Source organism: Thermogutta hypogea, from assembly GCF_055386265.1.
This window is the reverse complement of record NZ_AP042425.1, coordinates 475,397-501,427: the sequence shown is the minus strand read 5'-3', so window position 1 is coordinate 501,427 and position 26,031 is coordinate 475,397. Positions and strand designations below refer to the sequence as shown.

Annotated in this window: 12 protein-coding genes; 9 read left to right on the top strand and 3 right to left on the bottom strand. The window is 62.3% G+C overall.

Annotated elements, in window-relative coordinates:
• Positions 1–309 precede the first annotated feature (309 nt).
• A complete protein-coding gene (locus ACZ5B4_RS01640; RefSeq protein WP_464912700.1) occupies positions 310–1,197 on the bottom strand; it encodes a phosphoribosylaminoimidazolesuccinocarboxamide synthase in 888 nt (295 codons plus the stop codon).
• A gap of 325 nt (positions 1,198–1,522) precedes the next feature.
• Here ACZ5B4_RS01640 and uvrB point away from each other — a divergent pair, with 325 nt between their 5' ends.
• Positions 1,523–3,616, top strand: a complete 2,094-nt coding sequence (gene uvrB / locus ACZ5B4_RS01635) for an excinuclease ABC subunit UvrB (protein WP_464912699.1) — start codon at positions 1,523–1,525, stop codon at positions 3,614–3,616.
• A gap of 184 nt (positions 3,617–3,800) precedes the next feature.
• Here uvrB and ACZ5B4_RS01630 read toward each other — a convergent pair whose 3' ends face one another.
• Complete coding sequence (locus ACZ5B4_RS01630; RefSeq protein ID WP_464912698.1) at positions 3,801–4,034, bottom strand: hypothetical protein; 234 nt, start codon at positions 4,032–4,034, stop codon at positions 3,801–3,803.
• A gap of 214 nt (positions 4,035–4,248) precedes the next feature.
• Between ACZ5B4_RS01630 and ACZ5B4_RS01625 the strand changes: the two genes are divergently transcribed.
• Both ACZ5B4_RS01625 and ACZ5B4_RS01620 read left to right on the top strand, forming a co-directional pair.
• Positions 4,249–4,776: an RNA polymerase sigma factor gene (locus ACZ5B4_RS01625; protein WP_464912697.1), complete on the top strand. Its 528-nt coding sequence runs from the start codon at positions 4,249–4,251 to the stop codon at positions 4,774–4,776.
• A gap of 134 nt (positions 4,777–4,910) precedes the next feature.
• Positions 4,911–5,768, top strand: a complete 858-nt coding sequence (locus ACZ5B4_RS01620; RefSeq protein WP_464912696.1) for a hypothetical protein — start codon at positions 4,911–4,913, stop codon at positions 5,766–5,768.
• Between the two features lie 136 nt (positions 5,769–5,904).
• Here the strand turns inward: ACZ5B4_RS01620 and nhaA are convergent, their stop codons facing one another.
• Positions 5,905–7,182, bottom strand: a complete 1,278-nt coding sequence (gene nhaA, locus ACZ5B4_RS01615) for a Na+/H+ antiporter NhaA (RefSeq protein ID WP_464912695.1) — start codon at positions 7,180–7,182, stop codon at positions 5,905–5,907.
• A gap of 929 nt (positions 7,183–8,111) precedes the next feature.
• Here nhaA and ACZ5B4_RS01610 point away from each other — a divergent pair.
• The 6 genes from ACZ5B4_RS01610 to ACZ5B4_RS01585 all read left to right on the top strand — a co-directional run bounded on the left by ACZ5B4_RS01610 (position 8,112) and on the right by ACZ5B4_RS01585 (position 25,977).
• Positions 8,112–9,239, top strand: a complete 1,128-nt coding sequence (locus ACZ5B4_RS01610) for a formylglycine-generating enzyme family protein (RefSeq protein WP_464912694.1) — start codon at positions 8,112–8,114, stop codon at positions 9,237–9,239.
• Positions 9,240–9,360: 121 nt separating this feature from the next.
• Positions 9,361–10,650: a Gfo/Idh/MocA family oxidoreductase gene (locus ACZ5B4_RS01605; RefSeq protein WP_464912693.1), complete on the top strand. Its 1,290-nt coding sequence runs from the start codon at positions 9,361–9,363 to the stop codon at positions 10,648–10,650.
• A 378-nt stretch (positions 10,651–11,028) separates the two neighbouring features.
• Complete coding sequence (locus ACZ5B4_RS01600) at positions 11,029–13,374, top strand: heavy metal translocating P-type ATPase (protein ID WP_464912692.1); 2,346 nt, start codon at positions 11,029–11,031, stop codon at positions 13,372–13,374.
• 357 nt (positions 13,375–13,731) lie between these two features.
• Positions 13,732–14,520, top strand: coding sequence for a 3-ketoacyl-ACP reductase (locus tag ACZ5B4_RS01595; protein WP_464912691.1), 789 nt, complete (start codon positions 13,732–13,734; stop codon positions 14,518–14,520).
• 199 nt (positions 14,521–14,719) lie between these two features.
• Positions 14,720–18,301 carry a hypothetical protein gene (locus ACZ5B4_RS01590; protein WP_464912690.1) on the top strand — a complete coding sequence of 1,194 codons (3,582 nt, stop codon included), beginning with the start codon at positions 14,720–14,722 and terminating at the stop codon, positions 18,299–18,301.
• On the top strand, positions 18,298–25,977 hold the full coding sequence (locus tag ACZ5B4_RS01585; RefSeq protein WP_464912689.1) for a hypothetical protein: 7,680 nt from the start codon (positions 18,298–18,300) through the stop codon (positions 25,975–25,977). Before ACZ5B4_RS01590 ends, ACZ5B4_RS01585 begins: the two co-directional genes overlap by 4 nt.
• Positions 25,978–26,031: the final 54 nt, after the last annotated feature.

The following is a 26,031-nucleotide window of genomic DNA, read 5'->3' as shown; positions in this document are numbered from 1 at the left end:
CCGAAGAGTAGGACCCACCGGCAACGTACACTTGCCTATTTTATTCAATCCCCCGAAAACGGCACAGACCGATTCAGAGCACCGTGCTGGTTTTGCCGGTAATCCAACAGGGTAATCCAACAGGCAAGACACCGAACGAGTGCCAACCCCCGATCGTTTATGGGCAAGATTAGGGAGCGCTACTCCCCCGGCCTGAATTTGTTCCCTCACACGGTCCGGACGCGGATCGGCGTTTGCGGGAAAACATCGGCAATCGCCCGGGGCAAGTGCCGTCGAGTGCAAGGGCGTCCTGTCAGCGGCAAGGCGACACTACTCAGGGCGAAACCGAGTTCCCGTCAGCCGCTCGAACGCCTCGATATACTTGGCCTGGGTTTTGCTTACGATGTCGGCCGGCAGTTCCGGCGGCGGGCTATTCTTGTCCCAGCCGATGTGCTCCAGCCAGTCGCGAACGAATTGTTTGTCGAATGAAATCTGCGGCCGTCCCGGCTCGTACTGCTCCACCGGCCAGAAGCGGGAACTGTCGGGAGTCAAGACTTCGTCGATCAGGATCAGCTCGCCGTCGTACCAGCCCCATTCGAACTTGGTGTCGGCGATGATGATGCCGCGATCGCGGGCATATTCGGTCCCCCGCTGAAAAATGGCGATGCTGCGGCGTTTCAATTCCTCGGCCGTTTCCCTGCCGACGATTTCCGTCATTCGTTCGAACGATATGTTCTCGTCGTGGCCCGTCTCGGCCTTGGTAGCGGGCGTGAAGATCGGCTCGGGAAGCTCCTGGCTTTCCAGCAGCCCCTCCGGCAACGGAATTCCGCACACCCGGCCGTTTTGACGGTATTCCTTCCAACCCGACCCGGAAAGATAACCGCGGACCACGCACTCGATGGGCACGACCCGAGTCTTTTTGACCTTAGCCGTCCGACCCCGGAGTGGGGCAAGATCGACGTCGGGGGGCAAGCCCATCTCGTCCACATTGGTGGTAATGATGTGATTGGGTTCGTAGATCAAGCTGAACCAAAAGGCGGAGATGCGGTTAAGGATCTGTCCTTTGTAGGGTATGCCCGTCGGCAATACCCAGTCGAAGGCGGAGATGCGGTCGGTACTTACCAGTAACAAGGAGTCGCCCAGGTCGTAGATGTCACGGACTTTGCCACGGCGGACCGGCAGGCCGGGGAGTTCCGATTGCAGCAGGGGATGTGACATATTCAAGGTCCTTTGTCTTGTCCGTCTCGAGCGACGTGGCGCGGTCTGGGATTGCCGCTTGCTGCCGAGAAACGACAGGGCGCAACAGCGCGCCCGGCCCAAGCCATTCCTTCCGGCCGGCGGCGCCGAGACATATTATACCTTTCCCTTAGGCAGGGCCACTATCCCGGGAACCCTCGCCGCCCGAGCCGTTCGGCATCCATGAACGGCGCCCGCGAGGGATACAATAGAAGCAGGATATGCCGGAGATATGCCGAATGGGTGGCTTCGCTTCGTTTGGATCGGAGAGGGTCGTCCCCGGAATTGAAAGCTGGGAGAATTGCCGGTGCAACGCGTCGTAGGAGTATCGCGGGAATTCGAGCTGGTCAGTCCGTTCCATCCGGCCGGCGACCAACCCCAGGCCATCGAGGCGCTCTGCCGCGGGCTTGAAGAAAATCGACGTGCCCAGGTGCTGCTCGGCGTGACCGGTTCGGGCAAGACGTTCACGATGGCGAACGTCATTCAGTGGGCGCAGCGTCCGACGCTGGTCATGTCGCACAACAAGACGTTGGCCGCCCAGTTATACGCGGAGTTTCGCGAGTTCTTTCCGCACAACGCCGTCCACTACTTCGTCAGTTATTACGACTACTATCAGCCCGAGGCGTACATCCCCCAACGCGACATCTACATCGAAAAAGATGCGTCGATCAATGAGGAGATCGACCGGCTTCGTTTGGCGGCCACAAGCGCCCTGATGACGCGCCGGGACGTCATCATCGTGGCCAGCGTCTCTTGCATTTACGGCCTAGGTTCGCCCGAGGATTACCGTTCGATGATGGTCGCGGTACAGCGTGGCGGATGCCTCGATCGCGATGCCATGCTGGCGCGGTTGGTGGATATTCAGTACGAGCGGACGGATGTCGATTTTCAGCCCGGCAAATTCAGGGTACGCGGTGACTGCGTGGAGGTTTTTCCCTCGTACGAGGAGTTCGCCTATCGGATCGAGTTCTGGGGCGATGAGATCGAGCAGGTGTCGGCCGTTCATCCCTTGACCGGCGAGGTGCTGGAACGACTGGATCAGGTGTTCATCTATCCGGCCAAGCATTTCGTCCTGCCCGAGGAACGCATCGAGAACGCCCTGGCATCGATCCGCGCCGAGTTGGTGGAGCGAGTGGCCGAGCTGAAATCGGCGGGCAAGCTGCTGGAGGCACAGCGTCTCAGCGCGCGGACCCGTTACGATATGGAGTTACTGCAAGAGGTGGGTTATTGCCCGGGCATCGAGAATTACAGCCGTCACTTGGCGGGGCGTGCCCCGGGCAGCCCCCCCGACACCCTGTTCAGTTTTTTCCCCGACGATTTCCTGCTCTTCGTGGACGAATCGCACGTGACGGTGCCTCAAATCCGCGGCATGTACGGAGGAGATTTCAGCCGCAAAAAGACGCTCGTGGAGCACGGGTTCCGCTTGCCCTCGGCCCTGGATAATCGACCCCTGCGTTTCGAGGAATGGGAGCGGAAAATCCGCAATGTGATCTTCGTTTCCGCCACGCCGGGACCGTACGAATTGGAGCAAAGCGGCGGCCGAGTCGTGGAGCAATTGATTCGGCCCACGGGTTTGCTCGATCCCGAGATCGAAATCCTACCGGCGCGGAATCAAGTGCCGCACTTGCTGGAGGTTATCCAGACGACGGCCCGAAAGGGCGAACGCACCTTGGTTACGACGCTCACCAAACGCATGGCCGAGGATCTGGCCGATTACTTCACCAAGCAAGGCGTACGGTGTAAATGGTTGCACAGCGAACTGGACGCCTTCGAACGCGTCGAACTGCTCCGCGACCTGCGATCGGGGCAATTCGACGTCTTGGTGGGTGTCAACCTCTTGCGGGAGGGCCTGGATTTGCCGGAGGTGTCGCTGGTAGCCATCATGGATGCCGACAAAGAAGGGTTCCTCCGAAGCGAGACCTCCCTGATTCAGACCATCGGTCGCTGCGCTCGAAACGTCAATGCCAAGGTCTTGCTGTATGCCGATAAGGTGACGGAATCCATGCAGCGGGCGGTGGAGGAAACCCGGCGCCGGCGTGAATTGCAGGAGGAGTACAACCGGCGGCACAACATCACGCCGGAAACCATTCGCAAGAATCTTCATCGTGGAATCGAGGCGGAGGCGGCGGCTCATGCCAAGACCTACGAATTGGTCCGTCAGGACGCGGATCAATTCGTGACGCAGGAATACTTGAATGAATTGGAAGCGGAAATGCTCGCCGCCGCAGAGGCCCTAGAGTTCGAACGCGCCGCCGAATTGCGGGACCGCATCACGGAACTCCGCGGCAAGATCGGCCAACCCCTGAAAACCTCGGGAGGAAAACGCCGATCGGCGCGGCAAAATGAGGCTAAACCGCTCTTCGGCAGTCGGCGAAAAGGTCACCGCCGAGGGCGATCATGAATCAACTCGGCATCGCAAGAAACAGGAAACGGCGACGACCCATGCGAGTCGCCGCCGTTTTTTTCCGACAACTTTCAAACACCCACCTCTCTGTCGCATCGTCGGCGACTCGCCCTACGAAGCGACCGGCACGCCGCGACACGATTTCGAGCTGCTCGAAACCGTGCCGACTCGTTCCGTACCATCATTGATTGGCGGAAGCATCTTCAGCCGGGGCGGCCTCGGCGGGAGCCTGCTCGGCAGGGGCTTGTTCGGCGGGAGCCGCTTCACCAGCACCACCGGTCTCGGCGGGAGCCGCCTCGGTCTGACCCTGTGCCGCGGGCGCACCGGAATCGGCGGGCTTTTCGGCGGGCTTCGGGCAACCAACCGTGAACAAACCCAGGCTCAGGACGACCAGCAACGCAGCAAACTTCTTCATCTGTTGTAACCCCCTATTCGGGTACCCAAACAACCAAATACCGTACCGCGACCTCTTAACCATAGGTCGCTCCTGAGAGTATGATGCGCGGGAAGGCCGGGTTATTCCCAAGATTTCCGTACCGTATCGAAAATCTTTCCGTCCGGGAGGCGAATCGTCCTAGAGAGGGAATAATTTGCCCGCCCGGCGCATCGTTACAAGTGTCACCGTCTTCATGACCGACTTGGATTGGCGGAAAACTCTCGAAGACTGGGTACGCGATCACGCGGATGCCGTGTATGCGTATTTGTATCGTCTTGCGGGTTCGGCTTCCGCTGCCGAGGATTTGACGCAAGAGGTGTTCTTGACCGCTTTACGGAAAGGAACCCAGATTCGCGAGCCGGAAAAGGTCCGGGCTTGGCTGATGGCCGTCGCCCGCAATGCCTACCTGGCTTCGCGGCGGGCGTCCCAGGTCCTGCCGATGGTGGAATTGCCGGAACCTGCGGAAATCGCCGGCGACGACGCCGGGAACGACGACACGGCATTCGACGAAGACCGGTTGCAGGAGGCCCTCGCGGAGCTGCCTTACGACTATCGCGTCGTGATTTTGATGTTTTATTTCGAAGAGCTTTCCTATCGGGAGATTGCCGAGCAATTGCAACTCCCCGTCGGCACGGTGATGAGTCGATTGTCTCGTGCAAAGGCTCAGTTACGAGTCAAATTGGCGGGACCGGTGGCGGTCTCGCCGTCAACCCAGGATTGAGCGGCGCTGATGAGGTTATGGGATAACGGTCAGGAAGGTGACCGACGCGAACGGGACGGACGAGCGGCATCGTTGCTCCCAAATTTGGAAAGAAGCAGGCCGGTGGTGGACACGGACGGGTTTTGAGGTCTTGAATGAGCGATAAACCGCAAAACGACAAGCCCCGCCGACCGGATTCGCTGGGAGGTCCCGCTTGGGACTCCCAAACCGAGTCGGCGGCGCGCGACGTGTTCGCGGTCAACGAGTTCTTGGCCGGTGCCGCGGAAGAGACGGAACGTGAGAGCTGCTTCGGTCGCGCGCTGCGGCGACAACTCCGTGCGGTCCCGACGCCCGAGGGTTTCCGCGAGCGGCTCTTGGCGGCCGTCATGCGCGAGGCGGAAGCCCCATCTCCGCTTGCTGAGATTTCTGCTGACAGGGAGTTTCCGAGCGGCAACAGCGCGGTCGGTGTGGCGCAAACTGCCGCAGCCGTCGATGTGGGGAACGATTGGCCGCGTCGCCGTTGGCTCCGCTGGACCGCCGCGGCCTTGGCGGGCGGCACCGCCGCTGCGGTCATCCTGCAATTCACGGGACGGCGCCCCGTGCTTCGGCCGCTCGATGCAGGAACGCTCATGCAATCGGCCGGCACGCTGTTCGAAACGCAAGAGGATGTCTTCGGTACCGGCATCCCGCTGGCGGAACGTCGTCCCGCCGAACCTTACCGCTTGAGTCGTGATGTGTTGGGTACGGACATCCGGTGGCGTTCGGTGGTGCTCTTGCAACGGCCGGCCGTCGCGTTCGATATGCGCTCTCCGGCCGGGGACGCGGCGACCCTCTTTGCCTTGGCCGAAGCCGTGACCGGGTTGCCCCAAGCGGCGCCGAGTCGGCCCTTATTGCGAACGAGCCGTACTGCGGTTGCCGCCTGGAACGACGCCCCATTAACGTACGTTTTGGTCGTTCAGGGGGATGTGGCGGCTTACCGGCGGTTCTTGGCTCCGCTCGGCCCGGTGGCCTGAGTACAAAGCCGGTCCCGCGCGGAAGCGAAGCGCGACCCGCGTCAACTTCGTGCCTCGAAGCAAGTGGTCCTGCGCGGCTTTTTCGCCCGTCCGGGCCTCTATTCATCGGTGTAAGCCGCTGGTCTTCGGCGAGGTTTCAGGCCGGATCTCGCGTACCGGGCGAAAACCGCAGGAGGGACCAGCCGACGACGCCGGCCAGCAAGGAAGCCGTCAGGATGGCCGTTTTTGCCGTATCCAGCAGCGGTCCTTGTCCAAACCCTAAGGCCGCAATGAAGAGGGACATGGTGAAGCCGATTCCGGCAATGATACTCAGCCCGTGAATTTGGCGCCACGACACGCCGGCGGGCAGTTCCGCCAGATTGCATCGCACAGCCAGCCACGATGCCCCGAAAATGCCGATCTGTTTGCCGAAAAACAAGCCGGTCATGATGCCCAAACTGACGGGGTGAGCGAAACCGGAGAGGAAACCGGATTCCAATGTCACACCGGCGTTGGCGAGGGCGAACACAGGCATGATGAAAAACGCCACCCAGGGATGGAGGGCGTGCTCCATTTGCTCCAGAAGCGAATGGCGGTCGCCGGGATCGCTCGGCGAGGTTGCTGCATCCTTGGTCACGCCGTTGGTTTCGGCGTGGAGGCCGTGACCGGCGCGTCCCCCGCCCGGTATCGTTAGTGCCGCCAGAACTCCCGCCACGGTGGCGTGTACGCCGGATTTGAGAATCAAATACCACAAGACCACGCTGACCACGACATACGGAGCTGCGGATCGGCATCCGGCGCGGTTCAATACCAGAAGCGTCAGCAGGGGGACCGTTGCCCAGAGCAGGGCCTCGGTATGAATGAGGCTCGTGTAGAAAATCGCAATGACCGATACCGCGCCGATGTCGTCCACGATTGCCAAGGCGACCAGAAACACCTTGCCGGTAACCGGCACGCGCGGTCCGGCTAAAGCGAGAACACCGATGGCGAAGGCGATATCGGTCGCCATGGGCACCGCCCAGCCGCTCATACCCTCTCCACCCCAATTGAACGCGACGTAACAGAGCGCCGGAACGACCATTCCGCCGACTGCGGCAGCCGCGGGGAGTGCCGCCTTGCGAAAGCCGGCCAATTCACCGCCGGTGATCTCTCGCTTGATTTCCAGGCCGACGAGAAAGAAAAACACCGCCATGAGACCGTCGTTGATCCATAGCAGCAGCGGCTTTTCGATCCCGACGCCGCTCCATTTGACCGTAATCACACTCGCGAGGAGCTCGTGATAGGATGCCGACCAGGGAGAATTGGCCCAAACCATGGCAAGCACGGCACAAGCCAGAAGGACCACGCCGCCGGCTGCCTCCTGCCGGAAAAATTCTTGAAAGGGGCCGAGAAAACGGCCGAACGGACTCACGAGCTTCGGCTCGGAATTGTGCATGACCGGGCCTCGCGGGTGGCGCAGCACGGAAGGCGTGTACGAATCGCGGAATTATATCGCCGTCCCGCCGCGAAACAACCGCGCGTTGGGCGTTCGCCGGCAGTTGCCCGTCCGGACTCTCGCTTTCACTCGCAAATGCGATTTCTCGGCCCGTGCGGCATCGGCCGAGTTCCCGGGCAAGCGTCAAGTGCGCGTCCTTCCTTGTTTACTGTCGAATGAACGGCCGCCGCCCGTACAAGCACCGCACGAAATTACCGCACGATTCACCCGGGCTGATTTCCCCGTCGCAAGCGTGAACCGGACTGCGCTGCCGCCCGTAAATTACAAACCGCGTCGTTCTCCGGCCGCGCATTCAGGGGTGGGTGGGGTCGAGACAGGCGGCTTGCGATCCTTCAGTCGGCAACGGGGCGCGCTTGCGGCCGCGATGGGGCTGCGGGGCCGCACGCGCTGTTCGCCAAGACTCGGCTTGCAGGCGTGCCGATCGCGAGGTCCGTTACGGCTTTGTCGCCGGACGCAGTTGGCAATATTCGATTAACGGCCTTCGGGTGGTTTGCGTTCCACAACAGCTCCACTTATAATGACGGCCGTTTCGTGTTCGTCATCACGACACGATGCGCCGGACCTATCCATACCGAAACCCGCATAGTCGTAGGATTGTCGGGTTCCCGCCGCCGATGGCGATCCGGTTTTTTCGGGATCGCGCCACCGCACAAAAGGTGAGCACGAGATCGGTCGGCCAGTTCGCAACGCCGGGTATTTCGGCCGGATGATTGCGGACCGCCGCCGGGGTAGGTCATGATGAATGTTTGCGGGGAGGACATAGGGTTCGCCGCGTGGTATGCGGGCATTCGCCGATAAGGTTCGGCGAGGGCCGGCCGAAAGCGGCGTGGGATCGTTTCATAGGCCCCTTGAGGAGAGGTCGTCGGTACATGCAATTTCGGTCGATGTTGCTGGTTGGTTTGGCCGTAGGCGCCATGGTGTGCGGCTGGAGGCTTGCCCAGGCGGAAGAGTCCGCGGGCGACGTGAACCCCGCGGAAGATTATGTCATCAAGTGGCTGCCGAAGCCGTATCCCGTCCCGGATGCCGATGCCGCTGCGGAAGCGGACATGAAACCCTACACGGAAGTGATCGTCGGGACCGACATCAAATTCGACATGGTGCCGATACCGGGCGGGAAGTTCGTGATGGGCAGCCCGGAATCGGAAGAGGGCCGCAAGGATGATGAAGGCCCGCAGCACGAAGTCATCGTCGAACCGTTCTGGATGGCGAAATACGAAACCGTTTGGGACGCCTACGAAACCTGGTCCTTCGAATTGGACAAGCGTCGTCGGGAGCAGTTGCGGGAACAGGCGACCGACTGGGACAAGTTCGCGGACGCGATCGCCCGTCCCACCCCGCCCTATACGGATATGTCTTTCGGCATGGGCAAAAAGGATCGGCCCGCCGCCTGCATGACGCAGTACGCGGCCCAGCACTTCTGCAAATGGCTTTCCGCCAAGACCGGCCGCTATTACCGGCTCCCCACCGAAGCGGAGTGGGAATATGCGTGCCGTGCCGGCACGACTACGGCCTATTCCTTCGGCGACGATCCCGAGGATCTGGACGACTACGGCTGGTACTTCGACAATAGCGACGACAAGTTTCACAAGGTGGGCGAGAAGAAGCCGAACGCCTGGGGCCTTTACGACATGCACGGGAACGTGGCGGAATGGGTCCTGGATCAGTACGTACCCGACGCCTATCAACGCTTCGCCGGTCAGACCGTCAAGAATCCGTTGATTCCGGTGCAAAAGGAGTTCCCGATCACGGTCCGCGGCGGCTCTTGGGCGGACGATCCGGAGATGCTCCGCAGTGCGGCTCGCCGCGGCTCGCATCCCGACTGGAAGATGCAGGACCCGCAGATTCCGCAGAGCATCTGGTACCTTACCGATGCTCCGTTCGTAGGTTTCCGCGTGATCCGTCCCTTGCGACTTCCAACCGAGGAAGAGGCGAAAATGTACGAGCCTGATCCCGAAATTCTGCGGAATTACCGCAAGGCGCAGGGAGGGAAGTATTGATTCGGCACCGGACAAGGCTTGCCGGCGGGGTTTGTGCGCTGGAATGCGGTCATGTTCACGGCCGCCGGGCGGTGAACATAATTTTGTGTCCTTTGCAACCGATGAATTAGGAGATGCGGCAATGAACGAGAACTTGACATCGGCCTCTCGGCGAAGTTTCTTGAAAAGCTCCGCGATCGTGGGCGGAGCGGCCGTGACCGGCCTCCATCTTTCCCGTGCGGTGCACGCCGCGGGCAGCGACGTGATCAAAGTGTGCTTGGTCGGGTGCGGCGGTCGGGGTAACGGTGCCGTCCGCGACAACCTGAAGGCGGCTGCCGAGGCCGGCCTGAAGGTCCAGGTTGTGGCCGTCTCCGACGCCTTCGAGAACCGGGCGAAGGGTACCGCCGAAAACCTCCGCAAGGAATTCGGCCCGGATGTCGTCGATCTACCCGACGACCGCGTGTTCGTGGGGCTGGACGCCTACAAAAAAGCCATCGACTGCGGCGTCGATATGATGATCAATGCTTCGCCCCCGGGATTCCGGCCGTATCAATACAAGTACGCCATCGAGGCCGGCAAGCATGTCTTCATGGAAAAGCCGGTCTGCGTGGACGCCCCCGGTTATCGGATGGTGATGGAGGCCAATAAGCTGGCCGATGAGAAGGGCCTGAAAGTGGGCGTGGGGCTGCAACGCCATCACCAGGCCAACTACATTCGCGAGATCGCCGCCATCAAGGAAGGCAAGATCGGCGACATCACCTTCCTCCGCTGCTACTGGAACGGCGGGGCCATTTGGATTCGCCGTCCCGATCCCGGCATGAATGAGCTGCAATATCAGGTCCACAACTGGTACCATTTCACCTGGCTGAGCGGTGACAACATCGTTGAACAGCACGTCCATAACCTCGATGTCTGCAACTGGGTGATGGACGATCACCCCGTTGAGGCCAACGGCATGGGCGGCTGCGAGATGCGGTATCGCGGCGACAACCGCGGCGTGGGCCAGATCTTCGATCATCACTTCGTGGAATTTACCTATGCGAACGGAGTGAAGATGTTCAGCCAGTGCCGGCAAATCAACAATTGTTGGAACAGCGTTTCGGAAGCCGCCCACGGCACCAAGGGCGTTTCCGGTTGCACCAGCGGCCCCGGCGGCACGAACCCGTACGTGCAGGAGCACATCGACCTCCTGAACGCGATCGTCAAAAACGAACACTACAACGAGGGTTACTTCGGCGCCAACAGCACGTTTACGGCCATCCTCGGCCGCTTGGCGACCTACAGCGGGCAGGTCGTGAAGTGGGACGACGCCGTTCAAGGGATGCCGGCTTTGGCCCCCGAGATCACGTCGTGGGAGCAGGATCCGCCTGTCACGAAGAATGAAAACGGCGAATATCCGATCCCGCAGCCCGGCGTTTACAAACCGTACTGATCGCGCCGATAGCTCTTTGAGCCAAGGTGTCCGCCGGAATTCTCGGCGGGCAACGGTCGGTTTGTCCTGGCTCCAGTTGCCTTTGCCATGTTGCGACCCTCGGCCCTGTGCCGGGGGTCGCGTTTTATTCTGCGTGGCAGTACTGCTCGGCCGGCCGGGTGGCGAAAAGAGCATGCCGCCACGCTACCCGACCTTTTGAACGCTTGCGGCAAAAGAGCGATACAATTCCCTAGAGACATTGAGCATTTTCAACCATGCGCATTCGGCTCCGCGGTCCGGAGAGGGCGAGCCTCGATTCGAATAGCGCTGAGATGAGAATCCTCGGTTGAGCATCCGCGTGTAGTTGGACAGACCTTTGAAATAGTTCGAACGATCGTCATGAAACAAGCTCGGGAATTCCCCCGCGACAGCGCGGCCGGGTGCGAAATCGTGTTGGATATCGACGGGATGCACTGCGCGGGATGCGTCGCTCGCGTGGAAAACGCTCTCCGCTCGGTGCCCGGCGTGGCCGATGCCGCTGTCGATCTGATGACGCAGCAGGCTCGGGTCATCGCCCCGGCAGGGGAAGAAACTCCCACGCGACTAATCGAGGCGGTTCGCTCGGCCGGCTATCAGGCTCAACTGCGAGGACGGACGCCCCGAACTGCCGAGGGACATACTCGTCCCTCGGGGACCGACGTCCTACCGGAATCGGACCATCAGCAGTCTCCGTGGGACCGGCAGGAACGTTATGCCAAGAGCCGCTTGCGAGATTCGCTTTTCGGGCTGATCGGTCTGGTAATCGTTTTGGCGGCCATGTTCGCGCTGCCTGCGTCGGGATGGGCGCTCGTCCTGGCCGTGGTTGGGGCCGGCTCGGTGCAGCTCGTTGTCGGCGGTCCGATCGCTTGGGCGGCACTGCGGCAGCTTCGTCACGGTGCTATCGGCATGGATGCGTTGGTCGCCCTGGGAACCTGGACGGCCTTCGCGGCGGCCTTCGCCGAAACGCTGTTTCCCGGCCTCTCGCTTCACGAGACGATGGGAATCGGACACGGCGGGTCCGGTGTTTCGATGTATTTCAGTGACTCGGTGATGATCCTGACCTTTATTTCATTCGGACGATATCTGGAGTCCAAGGTCAAGGTTCGCGCCTCGCACGCGATTCGGCAGCTCATGGATTTGTCTCCCCCGACGGCACTGATGCGGGTGGAAGACGATTTTCGCGAGACCCCGGTGGACGGCATCCCCCAAGGTGCCCTCGTGCTGGTTCGCGTGGGAGAAAAGGTTCCCTTGGACGGCGTCATCGTGCAAGGGACGTCGGACGTCGATGAGTCTTGGTTGACGGGCGAAGCCCTGCCCGTGCCCAAGAGGCCCGGCGAAGGGGTCTTGGCGGGAAGCATCAACCTAACCGGTCCGTTGCAAGTGGAGGTACTCAAGCCCGCGAGTGAAACCGCTTTGGCCCAGGTGGTTCGGCTCGTTCGCCAGGTGCAATCGGGAAAACCGCGGATCGGGCGATTGGCCGACCGCCTCGTGGCCTGGTTCGTACCCGTTGTTGTGGCTATTGCGCTGACCTCGCTGGTGATATGGGGCCTCGTCTTGGGTCGATGGGGCACGGCTCTCAATGCCTTGGTGGCGGTTTTGGTGATCGCCTGCCCATGCGCTTTGGGCGTCGCCACGCCCGCCGCGCTGATGGTCGCCGCCGGCATCGGCGCTCGCCGCGGCATCCTCAGCAAGAACGCGGAAGTCTTGGAGACGATGGGCAACGTGGATGTCATCGTCTTAGACAAGACCGGGACGTTGACGTTGGGCCGACCGCAACTGGTGAAAACGACGGCCGCTCCAGGAACCGAGCCGGAGGACCTGTTACGGTGGGCCGCCGCCGCCGAGCAAACCAGCCTTCATCCTCTAGCGGCGACTATTGTCACCGAGGCGAGGCGCCGAGGAATCTCTTGGGAGCCTGCGGAAACGACGGATCTTCTTCCCGGCATCGGAATTCGAGCCTTGCTGAACGGCCGGGAATTGCTTGTCGGCGGCGACGCGGTGCTTCCCGACGGTATGTCGCCGGCAGAGGCCGTCGCCTTCCTGCAATCTTCCCAACCAAACGATGGGAACGGGCAAACCGACACGGCAGGGGAAATCCGCGTTTGGGTGGTGGGCGAAGGGAAGCTGCTGGGATTGCTCCAGTTTGCGGATGTCCCCGCCGAAAGCAGCCACGAGGCCGTCGCCGCGCTCCGTCGCCGGGGACTACGGATTGTGATGTTGACCGGCGATCGCCGCGAGGTGGCGGAACGAATCGGTCGCCGACTGGGTATCGAGGAGATCGTCGCGGAAGTCCGGCCCGACGACAAATTCGAGGTAGTACGGAAGCTGCAACGCGAGGGGCATTGCGTGGCGATGGTCGGGGACGGCGTGAACGACGCACCGGCTCTGGCGGCGGCCGACGTCGGCATTGCCCTGGGCGCGGGCGCCGATGTGGCCAAGGAGTCAGCCGACGTGGTCCTCATTGGGCGCGATCTCCGCGCGATTCCCGAGTGCTTGGCCCTCAGCCGCAACACCATGGCGACGATTTGGGAAAACTTCTTTTGGGCCTTGATCTACAATGCCGTTTTGATTCCCCTAGCCGCGGGCGTGGCCGTCCCGTGGACCGGCTTCCTCGTCCCCGCTCCGGCCGCCGCGGCGGCCATGGCCCTCAGCGACGTTTCCGTCGTCCTCAACAGTCTGCGACTGTATCGCAAGCGTCTGGAGTAAGTTCTTGGACGCCCCCCACGCCCTGGGGACAAAGACGGCGACGCTTTCCCGCCGATTCTGATGCCGGGTCGCACGCCCCGACGCGCTTTGCGATAATGGAGGGCGATGGGGAATGGAGCCGCCTGCGCCGAGAGGAGCGTGTTCCGTCCGGAAAGCGAGGTGAACACGGCGGAACGTGCCCTTCCATCGAACCGGGGCGTTTGGACGGGTCCCATTGCCGCACACCCTCGGAGAATGCGTAATCTGGCCGTCGTAAGCGGGCCGTCGCGAGGTTCTCGTGTCGAGAGCCGCCGTTCCACGGGTGACTCAACGCCGGGAGTGCTCTTTGGTCCTATCGTGCACGTGGGAGAATCGGTTATGAATGCCTCGGCAAAGGGAATGCCCTGCGCCCTGGTGACGGGGGGATCTCGAGGAATCGGGGCCGCCATTTGTCGCCGCTTGGCCAAGCTCGGATTCGCGGTCGTGGTGAACTACGCGCGGAGCGTCGATGCAGCAGAATCGGTGGTCGCAGAAATCCGCGCGGACGGCGGCGCTGCGGCGGCGCTGCAAGGCAACGTCGGAAACAAAGAAGACCGACAACACCTCCTTGACTCCGCTCTGAGGGAGTTTGGTCGCCTGGACGTCCTCGTGAACAACGCCGGGATTACTTCGGTCGGCCGCCGAGATATCCTGGAGGCCACGGAGGAGTCCTGGGACGCCGTGTTCGATACCAATCTCAAAGGGCCGTTTTTCTTGTCCCAGATCGCGGCCAAAGAGATGATTCGCCTGATTCAGGCGCGAATCGTCCGGGAAGGCCATATCATCAACATCTCCTCCATATCGGCCTTCGCCGTTTCCACGAACCGCGGAGATTACTGCATCACCAAGAGCGCGATTGGGATGATGACCAAACTTTTCGCCCAACGCCTGGCAGACGAGCATATTTTCGTTCACGAGGTCTGCCCCGGTGTGATCGAAAGCGACATGACGGCACCGGTCAAGGAAAAGTACGATCGCCTTATCGCGGAGGGCTACTGGCCGATTCGCCGCTGGGGCAGCCCCGAGGACGTGGCGTCCGCCGTCGGGGCGATCGTATCGGGAGCCTTCTCCTTCAGCACCGGCAATTGTTTCCTCGTGGATGGCGGCTTTCACATCCGCACGCTTTGATCGTATGCCGTCATCTCGCACCCGACCTAGGTATCGGATGTCGAAATAAAGCGTTTAGCAAATAGCTACAGACGCTTGTTCCCAAATGGGCGGCTCTTGGGGAGCGCCGCTTCGAATTCAGTCTCGCACGTCCGGTCCGTAAACCGATGGTTCGCCTGCGAATCTTTGCCGCGAATCAAAGGATTGAGTAAACTGGAGCATGGGTATTGACCTTGCCGGTTACGGGGAAAATATCCGCCGGTCTCATCTTTTAGGTCTAGCCGAAATCCCGAAACCCCGGCTTTCAGGGGGGATAGCTTTGGATTGCGAGTCGATTCGCGAACCAATTCGCAACTTCGCCGAGGAGCGGTCTGCCGCTCCCAGCCGAAAGGCGGCAGCGGTCCGCGCTTGTGCCGGCGTATTTCTCCTCGTTGCGGTGTTCGGCCTGGTGGCGGGGCTGAACGGACCGTTCGCGCACGTGGTCGGAATATCTCAGGCTGCCTTTGCGGAAGAGGCGGCGGCGCAAGGCACGCCCCCGTCGGTCGCCGGCGGATCGGAACCGTCGGAAGCTGCCACCCCGCCCTCGACGCCTGCGTTACCGCGGGCAACTCCCCCCGTCACGGGCCCTGTGGTGCAAGAGGCTCAGCCGGAGCAGATCTACCTTCGCGATGCCGACGGCAATCTGAAACTGATGCTGGGCTGGACGATGGAACAATTCGAGGAATTGGTCCGCATCCGGGACGGTTTGGTGCAGACCGATTCCACGCCGCGGTTCGTGGTGAATGAGATCAAATTGACAGGGAAGATCGAGGGCGCTGTCGCCAGACTGAAGGCCGAGATTTCGCTGCGCGTCAAAGACGTGGAAACGGTCCGCGTACCCTTGCGAATGGGCGAAGCCGTTCCGGTAAGTCCGCCGGAGTACCAAGGCGGAGGCGAAATGTGGTTGGTCCCCAATCGGCCGGGCTGGGACTATACGGCCTACGTACGTGGTGATCCGGCTCAGGACCAGTTGATTCGGCTCGAAATGCTCGTACCGGTGGAGGACCTGGGAAATGAGCACGGGATCTCGTTGAGTTTACCCGACGCCGCCGTCTCCCATTTGCAACTGGAAATCCCCGAATCGCCGCTAATCGCGACGAATCGCAGCGGGAGCGGCATCCTTCAAGTGACGACCTTGCCGGAGGGCGGATCCCGCTTGGAATTGATAGGGCTCGGCCCGTCCCTGAAAATCGCCTGGCAGGAAGATCGCTCGAAGCAGGCCGAGGGCGGCACCGTGATGGAGGTCGACGGTGAGACCCTGGTCCGTTTCGGAACCGGGAAACTGTCATTCGATGCCCGGCTGTCGGTCAAGACGTATGGCGGTCCGCTGGAAAGACTCACGGTGAAGCTGCCTCCGGAATGCGATTTGGTGAGCGCGGACGGGGTGAGCACGACGTTTCGCGCACAGCCGGGCGGGCCGGTGAACGGTGCGGCCGGCGGCAGGGTGGTGGAACTCGTGGCGGAACGCCCCGCCTCCGGGCCCGTAGAAATCCGCTTGGCGGCTCAGCGCTCTGTTCCCGAAGGCAACTCCCCCATACCGCTCGCCGGGTTCGAAGTGCTGGGGGCCGTTCGGCAAACGGGAAGAATCGGGCTTGTCGTGCCGAATGATCTGCTGCTTTTGTGGGGCAATTCCCAGGGGATTCGGCAAATTGAACCCAAACTCCTGGCCGGGGGTGCGGAAGCCGCGTTTGCTTTCGAATTCTTCGGATTCCCTTACGACCTGAGCGTCACTCCCGTACCGCGACGGAGCCATGTGACGGTAACTCCCCGATACCGCTTCGAGGTGACGGCGTCGCGCACCAATGCCGAAGTAAGCCTGAGTTACGAAGTGCGCGGCGCGGAGAGCGGCTCCTTTGCCGTCGAGCTGCACGATTGGGTCTTGGACGATATCTTGCCTTCATCCTTGGTTCCGCCCGAGGGAATCTTCGAAAACGAAGGCGTGACGACCTTTTCGTTGCAACAGCGGGTATTGGGAAAACTCGACGTTACCCTCAAGTTGCATCGCGATCACCGTGCGGACGAATTGCCCTTGAAACTGACCCTTCCCTCGCCGCGGGCCGACGTCGTCGTCCCGGCCGAATTGGTGGTCATTCCGGCGACGAATGTGCAATGGACGCCCAGAACGTCGGAATGCGTCGGGCTGGCAAGCCTCGTGTCGGGCGGCAACAGCGACCGCGGCAAGAGTGCACAGCTCTTTCGCGTGCAGAAGAATCCGGCGGTCCTGGTCGCGGATTGGAAGACGCACACGCAGGAAGTGCGCGCTCAGATATCCACGCATATCGCAGTGGGAGCGAACCGCGCGGATATCGAGCAACAGATTCGTTTTCAGGTGGCGTACGAACCGCGAACGCAACCATGGCGGCTGGTTGTGCCGGCGATGGTGCCTACTACAGGGCTTTCGGTCCTTTTGGATCGGCGTAGAATCCCGCTGGAGCTACCCGCCGGAGTGCCCTCCGGGAATTCGGAAGCCGCCGGTGACGAGGCCGGGGCGGCACAAGATACCGTGATCGAAGTCCCGCTCCCCGCCGCCGTGCTGGGAGACTCCAACGTCGTCCTTTCGTATTCCATTGCCTTGCCTCAGAATGCCACCGCCAAGGACGGTGAGTGGGTGTTGCCGCTGATTCAACCTTTGGATGCGACCGACGTGCGGCAAATGCTTTCCTTGCAAGTGGATGAGGACCTTGCGTGGCAGCAAGTCCTTCCGCCTTGGAGCAAGAATGACGACGCGGTTCTAACACGGGATTCCAACGGGGTATCCTTCTTCTCCGCGACGGGACCCGTCGATTCGGTACGGATCTCTTGGGTACGTTCGCCGTCCGCCCGCACGATCGCAGTCGATCGGGCATGGATTCAGACCTGGCTGGATCCGATCGGGCGCCAAGAGCGAGCCGTATTCCGCTTCCGAACCAAGCTGAGCAATGTGGAATTGGCGCTGCCCCGCGGAACGCGTTGGGAGGCCGTCCAGGTGGTTTTGGACGGCAAGCCCGCGCAGGTCTCGGCTCCCACTCCTAAAGGCTTGATCGTCCCTTTGGAAGCCCCTTCGGATGGAGGCCGACCCGTCACGCATCTGCTCGAGGTATGGTATGAATTGCCGCGCGTCGATCTGGGTTGGGGACGCCATCGCTTGGAGTTTCCAAGGCTCGGCCCGGAGGCCTACGGCAGGAATTGGTACTGGGAACTTATTCTTCCTCCCACGGAGCACTTTTTGGCTATTGGGCAAGGATGGGTCCAGGAGTATCGCTGGGAATGGCAGGGTTATGGTTGGGCTCGCCGACCCAGCCTCACGGAAGAGGAACTCGAAGCCTGGATCGGCTCGACCACGGACAGCCGGCAGTCGGCGTTGCGGGCCAATCGCTATCTTTTCAGCTCGCTGCATCCGGTCGATGTCAGTCGCGTGTGGATCGTTCGCCGTACCTGGTTGGTGACTTCCTGCTCCGGAGTCATCCTGGCCCTGGGCTTGCTCTGGCTCTACGCGCCGACCGTTCGTCGTCCCTGGTTCGCCTGGTTGCTGCTGACGGCCGCTTTGAGTTTCTTCGCGGTTCGCATGGATTGGGGCGTTCTCGTCGCCCAAGCGGCGGCCTTCGGCGCCGCGCTGGCCGTGCTGGCGTGGATGCTGCAACGCAGTCTGGCGGGCCCGCGGCCGGCGCGAACGGGTTGGGACGCGTCGGAGGAACGCAGTTCCGCGGATACGGTCGTCTGCCAGGCCCAATCTCGTTCGGCGGAGATGATCGCCGCGGAGGTCAAGGCGGAGTCGGTGCCATGAAGCGCGATGCCGTCGATCGCCGCGCCGTCCGCGCCGTTGTTTCGCCCATGGCGTCGGCATGGCTGCTGCCCGTGCTTTGTCTCGCCTTTCTCGCCGTGACGGAGATGCGGGGCGCCGCCGCCGTGGAACCGTCGGCTGCGGTCACCCCTGCCCCGGCGGAGTCTTCGTCAGTTCCGACCCTGCCCCCGTTACGATTTCGGCGCGTTTTCGTCCCCCTCGGCGATATCGACGCGATTCGAGACCGAGTCCCGTATTATCCCATGGCCAAGGACGAGTTCGAGGCCTTGCTGACGCTCTTGAACCGCTCGGCCCTCGAGGATCCGGCCAAGGCGTACGTGGCGCGGGCACGCTATTCGGCCGTACTGGACGGCGATTCTTTGCGCGGGGAAGAGGCTCGATTGGAGGTCGTGCTCCGTGATACCGAGCCGGGTGTTCTGCCTTTGGCCCCCACGAACATCGCCATCCACGACCCGGTTTGGGAGTCCTTCGCGGCGCGCCCGGCGACCCTGGGTGTCGCGCCGCAAGGTGAAACACGGCTCTGGGTCCCGGAGAGCGGCACATTACGATTCGGCTGGTCCGTGGCGGGCCGACGCCAGCCGGATGGAACCTTGAAGTTCGAAATCCACTTTCCGCCTTCGCTCCAAGGTGAGCTGGAGCTGCGCCTGCCCGAGGCGTTGCGGCTAGGGAAAGTCGAAGGGGGAGCGGTCGTTCCCGACCAGGCCGGTACGGGTAGTCGGAGCGGCACGCATATCGTCTTTGCCGCCGGCTCCAAGGTGGAACTGCACGTAGTGCGCCCCCGTTTCATGGATCAATCGGTACCCCAGGGCGAGTACGGCGAAGAAGCCGCTTTCGATTGTTCGCTCGGCGGGTTGGATTTGATTTGGCAATGGTCCATCAGCGTGTCGGGCGAGCCTTTATCGGAGGTTCTCGTAAATCTGCCGCCGGGTATTCGCGTGACGGGCGTAATCTTGGCCGGCAGCGAACCGGCGTGGTCGGAAGAGCACACGGACGACGGCTCGCCGGGACGGCTGGTCATTCGGCCTGATTCACCGATCGAGGGAAGGGACCGCGTCCTCCGCATCCAAGCGGTAATGCCCTTGTGGACGGATCGTCGCCTCGAATTGCCGGTGCTCAGCGCGCCCGGTTTCGCCAGGCGGTCCAGCCGCGTGGAATTGATTGTACGTGCTCCGCTGGAGGTCACGGACTTGGCACTTCAAGGCGGGCAAGTGACCCAGTTCACCTCGTTACCATCCGATCCCGGCGGGCGGGTGATTCAACTGAACTGCTATGATCCTCGTGCGAAAATCGGGATCGATCTCCGCGCGTTCAGCCCCGTCGTGACCTGGAGCAGCGCAACCAAGACCCAGTGGGCGGCGAACGAGGCGTCCGCGGAAGTCTTGGTCTACTGTGAAATCGATAGCGGCGCCGTTTGGGCCTGGAACTTGCCGCTGGCGGAGGGCTGGGTGCCGCAGCGCGTGGAATCGGTCGAACCGAACGCCTTGGCCGATTGGACGATCGAGACGCAAAACGATGGACGCCGGTGCATCCGAACGCGATGGAACCGGGCACTGATCCCGGAACGCCCCGCCCTGCTGCGATTGACGGCGCACCGCCCTTGGAACGGCCCGCAGCCGCACGAAGTCTCGCCCGGCGAATTGGTTCCCCTGAGTATCGACGCGACGGAGACGGGCGGAAGGCACTCCTTGAGCATCCAATTGGCCGCCGATCCGGCCATTCCGTGGCAATTGCGCGGCGTCGGAACACTGGACCACGAGCGACCTTTGGAAGTGCCGGCCTTGGAGGAATTCCTCGCCGCGACCGCCGATCTCAAGATTCAGGATCTCGCCGCCGCCGGGCGGAACTACGTGTTGAGGCTTCTACCGCGAACGGTGCATCATGACTTGCGAGGAACGTGCCGCATTCTCTTGGACGGCGACACGATCACGGAGCAGCTCCGGGTCATCGGTCGCCGGACGCGGCCCGGAAAAGCTCCCTTGCGGATAGGTTTTGTGGGAGGGATTCCCGCGGCGTCCGAGATTGAATGGCGCGCGCGACAACCGGACGGCACATTTGTGCCGTGCACCACGCGACGAATCGTTTCCGATCCGGACGCACAGCCTGCCCGAAACGGCGACGCCGAAACCCAAGCCGTGGGTGACACCGGGGTGGCGGCGGTTTCCATCTGGGAGGTCCATCTACCGGAAGAGAGTGCCGGGGATTTCACGATTCTCGGCGTACGACAAGGACGGTTCTCGCCCGGAAGTCTCGCCCTTCCCTTCTTCGCCGACGAACCCGATGCCCCGATCACCGTGGAGGTTTTTCAACGGGACGGCTTTCAGGCGGGGTTGACGGTCCGCGGCTTGGAAGCATTGCCGGTCCTGCTCGACGATCCGCCGGAGGATTTTCTCTGGGCGGGGACGTTCTCTTATACGGCCTCGAAAGAGAACCTTTTGCATGCCGGACGCGGCGTCCCCGCTATCGTCGTCACGCCCGGCGAGAGTTCACAGGGTAGCGCATGGGCCGATCAATGCGTCGTCCTCAGCGCCGTTGACGGATCGGGACGGTTCCGCCACATCATCCGAACCCGGGTGGATCGCCTTTACGCCGGCAAACTTCGCTGGAGGCTGCCCGGCGACGAGCCGAGCCTCCAAGTCGTGTCCGCCAAGGTCAACGACCGTCCCGTGCGATGGAGCATTCGGGGTGAAAAGGGCGAGCTTGAGCTGGATCCGGACTCCGTTCCCGATCAACCCGTGCTGGTCGTGGACTTGGAATGCGAACAGCCGGGCCAAGGCGGCGGTCTCATCCGGCGGTCGCAACCGGCCATTCCCACGCCACTCTTTCCGGTGGCTTCCACGCGTTGGGTTTTGTTTGTGCCGCCGGACTGGGAGGCCGTCTCGTGGTACGATCTGACGCGCCCGAATCATCGTTGGACCGCGCTGCCGCAACGTTTGCTAGGACCGCTGAGACGTCCGGAGGATCGCCCGCTCCTGGTTTTGGAGGAGATCAACCGGGTGCTTTTTTCCGCGGCGGGTGCCTCTCCGGACGCCGCGGTTCGCAAGGCGGATAATTTGTTGTTGGAGCTGGGGCGGCAGAGTCGGCGGTTGTTCGGCCCGCGCCCCGCCGCTCCGCAGCCGATGGATTCTGGCGCGTCCGCCGCGACTACCGCCGTTTCCGGCCGGGAGGCGGTATCCGATGGAATCGCGCCGCAATTACAGCCGTTAACTTGGGGCCGGCTATTCTCGGATTCCCTGATCGAGGCGGCTCACAGTCACCCCCCCTCAACGCGAGCCGTCTTGTTCTTGGCCGATGCCGCGATGTTGGAGCGTGTGGGAGTGCGACCTTGGGCGCCCATTCCGCAGGCCGACATGGACCGGATTCGGGAGGCCGCTACCCAGGAATCCGACGATGCGGCATTGGGCGAGAGGGTGTTGGAAGAGCTGGGGTTGATCCTGCTCATCGGTCGTCGGGCCGTGACGTTGACCGCCCGCGAGCAGTTACCCTTCCTCCGCGACGGCGACAACCTTGCATGGAGTCGGCCGCCGCTCTTCAAGCTCGTGGCCCAAAGCGATTGGTGGGAGCGGTTCGAGCAAGCCGCCATCCAAGATGGAAACGGCGGGATCTGCCGGATTCGCGTTTGGAATGAACTTCCCGGCGAAAGCCAAGGTGAGCAATCCGAACGCGGGGCCCTCGATCGCGGCGTTCTTCCCTTCCAGATTCCCGTTGCAAGCGGCTGGCGGGCGAAATTGCCGCCGCATCCCTCGTTGTCGGCTTCCCCGGGCATGACGTTTTGGTTGCTTCCGCGGGCCGTGGTGGATTCCGCGCGGTGGATCGCCCTACTCCTTGCCTTTGCCGTCTGCGTGACGCTGATGCGTCATCGGCGACGTCTGTTGTGGTTCTTGGCCGTGGCTTGTGTGATAGCCGAATTGTTCGTGCCGGACGTGTTCGCTCCGTTGTTATCGGGCGTCTTCCTGGGAACCGTGCTTGGATTCGTGGTCTTGTTGCTGCTTCCGCTCGACGGACATCGCGCGGAAAGTGGGTCCAGCGACGCCTGTCGGGTCGTCGGCCGCCTTTCCAAGGTGGTACTGCTTGGTGCGTTTTGCCTGGCTGCCTTGGAATCCGCCCAGGCGGTCCCGTCCGCGGCCGCCCCGCAAAGAAGCGCCGCTCCAATGCAGCCGCTCGAGTTCGCGCCCGGCGGTAACTCCTCCGCGGCGCGGATCATATCCGTCGCCGAGGATTCCCGCGTGCCCGATTCTGCCGCGCCTTTTGGCACCGCTCCGGCGGCGACGCCTTCGGCCGGCACCACCCCCTCGCCATCGACGCCGGGCGTGTCGCGACCGCCGTATCGCGTCTTCATACCTACCGATGAACTGGGGAATCCGATCGGGAAAGAAGTCTACCTTTCGGAGGACTTTTATCGCGAGTTGCAGCGGAGAAAAAATGTCCGCTCACAGAATATTCCCGCCTGGTTGCTGGTGTCGGCCGAATATCGCGGGAGCTTGGTTCCCGGCACGGATACGGCGAAATATGTGCTGCCGGAACTGCAAGCCGTCTGGGAGTGCGTGACGTTCAAGTCGGATGTGGAGATCGAGCTTCGCGTCGGGGGCGAGCAGGAAGGAATCATTTCGGGCGGGATCCTGGTGGACGGTCGGCCTGCCGCGGCCGCCGTGGAAGGCAACGTGGTCCGGTGCCTGATTCCGCAAGCCGGTCGCCACAGTATTCAAGCCCAAATCAAGCTCAGCTCGCAAGCGGGCGAAACGTATTCAGGGGTTCGCGTCCGCGTTCCGCCGGTCGCGGATTCCCGCATTGAGCTGGCCATCTCGCCCGACATCGCTCAGATCGAGGCCGTGGGCGCGGCCGGCGCAGCGAGGCGAGACCCCGAGGGCACCCATTGGTCGGTGGATTTGGGAGCCGCGGAGGTGGTCGTGCTTCGCTGGTACGACCGCCCCGCGCTTCTCGGCGGCGGACTGTGCGAGGCGGACGAATTGAGCCGGCTGCGAATCACGCCCGCCGGGGCCTCCTTGGACGTCTACTGGCGGTTGCGCGTAATCGACGGCCGGTTGACTCGTGTGCGGGCGACGTTCGAACCGGGGCTGCAATGGCTGGGTGTTGACGGCAACGCTCAGCCGATCGCCCAGCTCTTGTCCGAATCACCGAGCCGGCCGGTTTTGCAAATCGATTTTCCTCAGCCGATCACGGAAAGCACCAACCTGCGTCTGATGTTCCAACTCAAGGAAGGCGGCGGTTGGGGCCGCGTCACGCTGCCCAGTGTGACGCTGCTCGATGGTTCGCTCAGCCGCCGCCGTTTGGCGCTCGTTGCGGACCCGAGCATCCGGGTTCGGCCGGATGACATTCGCGGTTGGGATTCGATTCCGACGGCTGCCATTTCCGAAACCTGGCCTGAAGCCGGGGCGGAGTTCGCGGCTGCGTATCAGGCTTCTTCCGGCAGGACTTATTGGGCGGCCGTGGCGGAACCCGTCCTCCCCGAACTCATCGCCGATGAATCCGTGCAAGTCCGCGTCGAACGCGAGCGTGCCCTTTTGCGCTGGCAATTCTTGATCCCTGCGGATCGCGAACCGCGAAGCTATTTTCGGCTGCGCGTTCCTCCCGAATGGAAGCTGCGGCTTGTTTCCCAGTTTTACGGGGCCTCCGAGCGGCCGGTAAGAATCGCCGATTCGAGCACGCTCTTGCTGTGGAACGACCGCGAGTATCCGGGCGACCGGCGCATCGTTTTGGAGGGCGAGATACCCCATCCGTCGAACGGACAATTCACCGTTCCCAGACCGCAGCTTCTCGACGCACGACTCCGGACGTCGAGCTGGAACATCTATCGCTCGCCCGACACCTGGACCGAAGTCCGCCGATCCGCCGGTTTGACCGCCGAGCCGAGCCTCCCGCCCGTCTTGCCGGCGGCGCAGGATGTTCCCGTCGTCACACTCGCCGCGCGCGATCCGCAAGGCGTCGACGTGGAGTTGTCCGTACGTCCCAATGATCCGACGATCCGGGGCAAGCGAATCCTGATTTTGGAACGCAAGCAAGACCGCTGGGTGCTCCAAGCGATGTTCCTGCTGCTGCTCGACGGCGGCACCGCCGGTGAATTCCGCCTTTTCTTCCCGTCGGGCGGCATCGCCGGGACGCCCACGGCGCCCGCGGCGACCGTTCTCCCGATGGAAAACGGGGAAGCCTCCTCTTACCGGCTGATTGCGACGAATCCTTGGACCGGAAGCACGACGGTTCAAGTGGAGGCCGAACTACAGCTCGATTCCGGCGGCCGACTCATGGTTCCGGTACCGGAACTGGAGGATGTGGTATTTGAGGACACGGTGCTCCTCTTGCCGAGGGAATGCACGTTGGAGGAAGAAGCGGGCGAGTTGGACCCCGGTGCGATCCAAGAGATAGCGGGCTTCTCCGCGATGCCTCTGCCCGAATATCGCGGGTATCGCTTGGCGGGCGCCGATTTTGACAACGGTTTCGGCGGCGTTTTGGTGCTCCCGGCCCGCACGCGACCGGCGCGGATACCCTTCGCCGATGTTGTCCTGCGGCCGACCGGCGAAGACCGATTCCTGGCAGTAATCCATCTACAAATCGACGTCGGAGACTGGCCTGAACTGAGAGTGGACCTGCCCGCCAACGGCCGAATTCTCCAGGCATGGCAGGAAGGTCACCCCCTGCCGATCCATGCCACGACTTCGCCGCGGCAAGTCGGCATACCGCTTCCCAAGGCGCCTCGTACTCGTCTAGTGACGATGGTGTTCGAAGGTCGGGCTAACAGGGCCGAGACAGCGGACGGTTCCGCTTGGTTGCCGCTACCGCAATTCGACGTACCGATCGAATCGTGCGCGTTCGCGGTATTCGGCGATTCGCAGCGGCCGGGCTTGGATTCAGGACGATGGACCTCCGTCTCGGCCTGGGAATACTATTCGGCCACGGCGAGGGCATGTTTGGACCGGATGTCGGAGTTGCTGGAGAATGCCGCCGGAGCCGACGAGGAAACGTGGCGGCGGTTCGTGTTTTGGAGAGAAGCCTTTCAATCGGCCCGACAAGCAGCTAGGGCCGGGGTTTTGCTTCACGGAAAGGGCTTCCAACAGGGACCGTCGGCCGAGACGCGGTTGGCAAACTTGGAATTGGCGGCTTCGCGCGTGTTGGAAAAAAGCCGCGAGGTCTTTCGCGAAGTGCCGCAAGAGCCGACCCTCATCGCCCCGCCGATCTTCAACGAGACCGTTCAAGGTTTTTTGGAACGCGGTTTCTACGAAAGCCTCGGGGGAGAGGCGGAGTACGGGGTCGCAACCGAATACCCGCGAGCATTATTGCTGACGCCGCCGCCATCGGCCTTGGGCGACCTCGGCCAAGTGCTCGTTTTCGTCATCCCCGTCGCCTTGGTCTTGCTCTTGAGCCCGTGGATTCCCCGACGGATTACAGGGGCCTTGGGGCAGTGGCTGATGCGATTTCCGCATCCGGTCGTCGTCTTCGTCGGCGTCACCTGGTGGCTGTGGATGAATCCACCCTTCTTGGGCTGGGTATTCATCGGTTTGGGCATCTATCTGCTTCTGCGTCCCAAATGGCGCCTGGTGCCTACCGATGAGGCAGTGGTGCCCATCATCGTGCAGCACTCCGTTGCCGCCGCGTCGAGCAAAGCCTCATCCGTGGGCAGCACCCACGCTCACATGCCCAAACCCTAACCCCCCAAGCTGGCCGTCATTCTCGCCCTGTGGGCCGATCTTGCCCTATCGCGG